We start from the raw sequence: 6,888 nt of genomic DNA, 5'->3' as shown, positions 1-6,888 counted from the left end.
AAGGAGTGGACATCATGATTTTCTTATTTTTAGTTTGCATTATTATTTTGGTCTTTTTTATTTCCCGAAATTTAAAAAGTTCTTCTGTATTCTTTTTAAGTACGCTCACAATCGGGTGGATTCTCGCCTATGTATCTTTTACACTCTACCTATCAAAATTTAACTACTTCTATAATATTGTGAATCAATTTATTGACTTTAGCCCGGGCACTTGGAATTATCTTGTTCTCCAAAACTTTGATACAGATACATTAATCCGCCTTTTTCACTTTGGTATTATTCTGTTTTATTATTCTTTCTTGGCTTTTGCAATCTCATTTGTGAGCACAATAAGAGTCAAGAAAAAAAACGTCTATACATATATGATTTTAGGTATTTTTAGTTTCATTCAATTCATTTATTATGATCCAGATGTCCATCTACTATGGCAAGATCATGTCACATCAATAGGTAATTTACAACAATATCATGAGTATAGTCAGATTGTTCATCTGTTCTTCCATACTATAAATCTATGTTTTTTAATCGGTGGATTGGCTCTGTTTGCTTATTATTTTGTTCGGTATTACCGTTTAAGATATATCAGACATTTCACCATTTATAATGTCATTGGACTTCTTCCTCTTGTTAGTGTTCATCTCTTTATTTTTTATTGGGCACCATTAAATTTCGTGAGGGTCACATTCAGCCAAAGCTATATTAATTACTTACAGCCGCCTATCCACCCTTTTCTAATGGAGTATCGTTTTTTTCCAGTTATCGTGTTATTTGCTGTTATTATAATGATTTACAATGTTTTTAAATATAAATCAATCGAAGCAAAGTACTCCAGTATTAATATTAATACTAAGAAGAAAATGGATACAGCTTCACTCGGGGTACGTGCATTTACACATTCCATTAAAAATCACTTACTTGCCATCCGTTCCGAGGCTGAATATTTACAAGAAAAATTTCCAAACGATGAAGAGGCTCAATATAGCCTGAATTTAATGATCGTTGCTTGTGAAAATTCTTTTCGAAGTATTCATGATGCAAACGAAAAATTAAAATCAATTACATTAAATATGAAAGCTGCTCCCTTACATATACCGATTGAAAAAGCAGTGGAACGATTTCATTCCAACACATTACATGTTAACATTCATTATCATAGAAATGAGCAGGAGGGCATGGTTTATATTGATTCAGAATACATCCAGGAAGCGATTTATAACATCCTGAAAAATTCTATTGAGGCCGCTACAAACGGAGTAGGAGATATATGGATTACAACGAAAGAGGTTGGACAATGGGGAACGATTACAATTAGAGATAATGGTCCAGGAATCCCTTCTGAAAATGTGGATGAAATTTTCACCCCTTTTTTCTCAACAAAATCATCGATTACAAATTGGGGCATTGGTCTTTCCTTTTGCCATAAAGTCATTACAGCTCATAATGGAAAAATTGAAGTAACCAGTGAAAAAGGTAAAAAGACACAATTTGATATATTATTGCCTCTCGTTAGGAGGGTATAAATAATACCCCTTCACGCTGGTCTGAGGGATCATTTCAATCACATCAAAACGAGATAACGGATGGTAACACACGATAAGCCTCTTTTTATAAATACTGAAACCTCTTCCCTCCAATATTGGATTCTATAATGATAACAATATTCCCTCCTCTTTCAAAATGTCCACATTAATGTATAATTAGTGGAAGGGATTTCATGTTGGGGAATAGTGGAAGTATTTTTACTCCCACATAAACAATAGCTAAATCTTTAATTCTCTTTATTATTTTCAACGATTTTAGGGGGTAAAACATAAGTAGACCTTTTGGGAGGGAAACAATTTGCAAACTATACGACTCTTAATAGCTGACGATATGGAAGCTCATCGTAGAAGATTGGAAAGAATAATTAATAAAGAAGAGAATTTCGCATTAGTTGCTTCTGCCAAAAGCGGCTATGAAGCCGTCGCCCTCACAGCCCTAAAAAAGCCCGATATTGTCCTTCTCGATATTGAAATGGAAAGTCCAACTGCAGGGATTGTTGCGGCATCAGAAATACATAAGATCTTACCTAAAACGAAAATCATCATGCTCACCATCCACCAAGATAATAATAACATCTTCGCAGCCTTTCAAAGTGGGATTGTCGATTATTTAGTAAAATCAGCTCCTATCGAGGAAATTTTAGAGGCCATACATTCGGCGGCCAATAACAGCTCACCAATTCGGCCATTTATTGCTGAAAAAATCAGACAAGAATTTGCTCGTATAAAAAAATCTGAGGATCACTTAACAGAAATCTTTAAGATTATTGCTATTCTTACCCCTTCTGAACTTGAAGTTTTAAAGCTATTGTGCAAAGGTCTAAAACGAAAGGAAATAGCCAGAGAACGTAGCGTTGAAATGGAAACGGTTAAAAAGCAAATTAGTAGTCTTTTAAAAAAATTCAACAAGAGAAATACAGCTGAAATAGTTAAGCTTATTAATGAACTTGAATTATTTGATATGATAAAAAATATATCATAATTTCTATTATCCATATTCTGACAAAAGCAAAAAATTCTCTCGCACGAAGCGAAAGAATTTTTTATCATTATTCAATTGAACCATAGCTTTATCGACATTAATTTTGAGCTAGCTGATCCACTGCAATAATCGCATTGGCCACATCTTCAGCTGTAATATCTTTGGATAAATTCCCCATTGTTTCTCCCTCTTGTGTAGCAGCTTGTCCTACTTTAAGAAGATCTTCATATGTTACTTCATCCAAATGCATTTCCTTTAATGTTGTTGGTAAGCCTAATGCTTGATAAAACGTAATGTATTTTACTAATTCCCCTTCTGGATGAAGCTCTAACATCAGTTGGACAAGCGTTCCATAGGCTACTTTTTCCCCATGAGTGAGATGATGAATCTCTCCATCTAGAACGGTAAAACCATTGTGAATCGCGTGTGCACCAGCTAAGCCGCCACTCTCAAACCCAAGACCAGATAGCAACGTATTTGCTTCGACTACTGCTTCAACATGCTGTGTCACAACATCTTTTTGAACGGCTTGATAGGCAGGAATGCCATAAGCAAATAGGGTCTCCTCACAGGCTTTCGCAATAGCCTTTGCTGCAATACTTGTTCTTCCACCAGCCATGGCTGTGCCGTTACTTTTAATGGTTGCTCTCGCTTCCACCCATGTAGCCATCGCATCGGCAATCCCTGATGCAAATAATCGGGCCGGGGCTTTCGCAACAACTTCGGTATCGACTAACACTAAATCTGGATTCTTGGCAAAGAATTTATAGGATTCAAATACTCCATCATCACTATAAATAACAGATAAAGCACTTGTTGGAGCATCTGTTGAAGCGGTACTTGGGACGATAACTACGCCTGTATCTAATCCATCGGCAATCGCTTTTGCCGTATCTAGTGTTTTTCCTCCCCCCACTCCAATTACTAAATCAACCTGATTGGCTTCTCCTTCTTCAACAATCCGCTGAATTTCGCCCAAAGAAGCTTCACCATTAAATTCTACAAAATGGAAATCAAGTTTCTCTTCCTGAAAACTTTTTGTGATTGTCTCTTTCGTAAGCCCCCAAACAATATGATCCGAAATAATAAGAGGTTTTTTTGCCATATTTTTCACATGAGAACCAAGATCTTTAAGTGCGCCTTTTCCTTGAACATATTTATTAGGTGAAACAAAAATTGTAGTAGCCATCTTCCTCTTCCCTTCTAAAATAATCTATATTTTACACTTTAATCATAACATGTTTTTTATAGTTTGTGAATATATTCACAAATAATTTTGAGAGTTGTTTTGCATAAAATCTTCTCTCCCAGTCAAATAGACACTCATCACTTCTCAATGATATAATACAGGTACTTCTATTAACTTTACATCTTTTCATTTATCTCGGTGCAACCAACCGTATGACTCCCACTTTCAGACGGTGATGCGACACCAAGAAGTCTAAGGGGGATAACGGACGCTAACCCCGATTAGTCTCCGCTACCCTCTGTAGTGGAAAGTGAAGCGCAGACGCAGGTCGCCACGTCCTGTGGCAACGTCTGCATGACCTATACCCTTGTAGGCTTACATTTCCACTGATGGTAGTCAACTTTTATAGACGTGTATTTATTTTATGTGCTGAGGAGGATACAGACATGGAACCATTACTAAATGGTGCAGGGACCCTTTGGATTCAACACAAAGGTCTAAGAATTCAAGTGACTTATCATATTTATAAAAAGCATACAGAAGCTTATGCTAGCTATTACTTCTGGGAAGAAGAAAGCATTGACGGAATGGGGGACCACCCTGATCCTAAACAGGCGATCATCGAAGCAGTTGAAAATTTAATAGAAGAAATGGAAGCTGCTGGCATGGAAGTATGGACTTCAACCCGACTATCCACTGAACAAAAAGTTAAATTCGTAATGTTTAAACCCTAAACTGAGAAGCAAAACTAACACCAACAAATTTTATTAATTTCCAATGGACTGTCCAAAAAGTCCATTTTATTTTGCAAAAACTCTCTTTTTAAAAAAGGATCTGGCTTCTATTCATGAATAGAAGCCAGATCCTTAATTCTTTACCACTTTACCATAGCGGGGGACAGTCCCCTTATTTCCCATACATATACTCTTTGGGATCGACAGGTGTCCAGTCTTGATCTGGTTTGTAAAATCTTAGCAGGTCGCCGTATAGGACACGGTCGGATAGTTCGAGTTCGTTTATGACTTTTTCATGCAGTTCTTCCATTTCTTGTGTTGGTTCTTCAATGACTTCTTTGGTTTCGGAGTCATAGTAGACGCCATCCACTCGACTGAATTTGTCTGTCATAAAGTCACCATTTCGAAATGGGACAAAGTCTTTATGTTCTTCAGAGAATAGATCTGTTCCGAATTGGATATAGTCACGTGCCTCAATGCCTAGGAGGTGCAGGAGTGTTGGGACAACATCCATTTGTCCTGAGTACTCATGATTAATTCCTCCACCTTCTACTCCTGGTATTTTAATCATGAAAGGGACACGCTGTAATTCAGCTGATTTTAATTTGGTGATGTCTTCTCCAAGCAACTCGGACATCGCGCGATTATGATTTGTCGAAACTCCATAGTGATCCCCGTACAAGAAGATCACGGAATCTTCATATAACCCAGATTCCTTTAAACTATTAAAGAATTGCTCCACTGATTCATCCAAGTAACGTGCGGTTTGGAAATACCGATCCACAGAGGCATCTCCTGTTGTGGCCGGTCCGATCGTTGCCTCCTCATCATCAATCAAATAAGGATGATGGTGCGTTAATGTAATCATATGAGCGTAAAAAGGTTGTGGCAATGATTCAAGATAAGGCATGGATTCCTCAAAAAACGGCTTATCCTTCAATCCATAGCCAATCACCTTGTCATCGGCCATATCATAGTAGCTAGCATCATAGAAATCATCGATCCCAAATTGCTTATAAACTTCATCGCGATTCCAAAAAGATTTATAATCTCCATGAAAAACAGCATTTCTATATCCTTGCTGCTGTTGTAATATCGCTGGCAATGCTTGATATGTGTTATTCCCCTTTGTCACGAAAGCTGAGCCTTGTGGCAAGCCATATAAGGAATTATCCATAATCAATTCAGCATCCGCAGTTTTCCCCTGTTCCGTTTGATGGAAAAAGTTATCAAAATACGTGAAATTCTGCTCCGAATCATGAATAAGTGAATTGATAAATGGCGTTACTTCTTCTCCATTTAATTTATAATCTATCAAAAATGATTGAAAAGATTCTAGATGGATTTTAATTACATTTTTACCAGCTGCTACTCCAAAATAGTCAGGATTAGGTTCTGCATACTTGCTCTTCGTGTAATTTTCCACCTCAGTTATATCATCACTTGAAGCAAGAACACGTTGCTTCGATGAATTAAAACTTTGTACAGCATCATAGATCATAAAATGATACGCACCCAAGTATTTCACAATATAATTTCGGTCAAATGTTCTTTTTAATAACTGCGGACGATCGACTTCAGCCAAGCCTAGGTTGACCGTAAACAAGATGGCACCAGATGCAAGAACAAGCAAAGGTTTCTTTATTGGTAAACGTTCCGTAGACCAATGAGCCTTTGTCAAAACAAAAAACGTCACTAACAAGATAAAGTCAATCAAATAAAATAGATCGTGCCATGCGACTAAATCAGCGATACTTCCCCCAAGACTCGCGAAATTACTTGTTTGAGTGAGTGTTGGTATTGTAATAAAATCACTATTAAAACGATAAAACACGACATTTGCGTAAAGAAGCACATTTAAAGTTGTATAAATAGTCAAAAGCCAAACGCCAGCTTTTCTTCCTTTTGCAAATAATGCAAGTCCTAGGAAGATAAGAGCTGAATTCAATGGATTAAAAAATAGCAAGAATTGTTGCAACAAATTATTAATCCCTAGATCAAACTCTACCTGATAAATTATATACGTTTTTATCCAAAAACAAAGGACGATAACGGAAAAGAAACCAGTTTTTGACATTAGAAACTTCTTCATTATGTTTCACCTCATAAAATTCTCATTCCGTATATTTCCGACTGATTTTCTATACATTCCTAATACATAAAGAGAGTCATCGATTCAGTATATCATATTACCCGCTTTTAATTATAATGAAACATTACAATTAAAATTCAATGATTGCCTACATTTTCCTCATACTCCCTCTCATCTTCTTTCTGTTCTATAAAATGTTTCATTTTATCTTAACAAAAAAAGCCAAAAGATTGAACCCCATAATGAATTTCTTCACCACCATTTTTTAGCTTCTTCACTATATTTAGCCATAAATGAACACCCCATCTAATGTTTGGAGTGCAGTAGACAAAGCTTCTTTACTATAACTG

At 36.5% G+C, this 6,888-nt stretch carries 5 protein-coding genes; 3 read left to right on the top strand and 2 right to left on the bottom strand.

The features are described from left to right. Both IPU53_RS19710 and IPU53_RS19705 read left to right on the top strand, forming a co-directional pair. Window positions 1-1,520 (top strand): sensor histidine kinase (locus IPU53_RS19710; protein ID WP_207452703.1); only part of this gene is annotated, 1,520 nt, incomplete at its 5' end. Between the two features lie 319 nt (window positions 1,521-1,839). Then, on the top strand, window positions 1,840-2,523 hold the full coding sequence (locus IPU53_RS19705; RefSeq protein ID WP_207452702.1) for a response regulator transcription factor: 684 nt from the start codon (window positions 1,840-1,842) through the stop codon (window positions 2,521-2,523). 97 nt (window positions 2,524-2,620) lie between these two features. On the opposite strand, the gene IPU53_RS19700 is transcribed toward IPU53_RS19705, so the two are convergent. Continuing rightward, complete coding sequence (locus tag IPU53_RS19700; RefSeq protein WP_207452701.1) at window positions 2,621-3,712, bottom strand: glycerol dehydrogenase; 1,092 nt, start codon at window positions 3,710-3,712, stop codon at window positions 2,621-2,623. A 446-nt stretch (window positions 3,713-4,158) separates the two neighbouring features. Between IPU53_RS19700 and IPU53_RS19695 the strand changes: the two genes are divergently transcribed. Further along, on the top strand, window positions 4,159-4,446 hold the full coding sequence (locus tag IPU53_RS19695) for a hypothetical protein (RefSeq protein WP_207452700.1): 288 nt from the start codon (window positions 4,159-4,161) through the stop codon (window positions 4,444-4,446). Between the two features lie 172 nt (window positions 4,447-4,618). Here IPU53_RS19695 and IPU53_RS19690 read toward each other — a convergent pair whose 3' ends face one another. After that, window positions 4,619-6,538 carry an LTA synthase family protein gene (locus IPU53_RS19690; RefSeq protein WP_207452699.1) on the bottom strand — a complete coding sequence of 640 codons (1,920 nt, stop codon included), beginning with the start codon at window positions 6,536-6,538 and terminating at the stop codon, window positions 4,619-4,621. Window positions 6,539-6,888: the final 350 nt, after the last annotated feature.

This window comes from Bacillus sp. SD088 (assembly GCF_017355205.1).
Lineage (GTDB): Bacteria > Bacillota > Bacilli > Bacillales > Bacillaceae_C > Lederbergia.
Note: the sequence above shows the minus strand (reverse complement) of the source record. Positions and strands in the feature narration are given on the sequence as shown.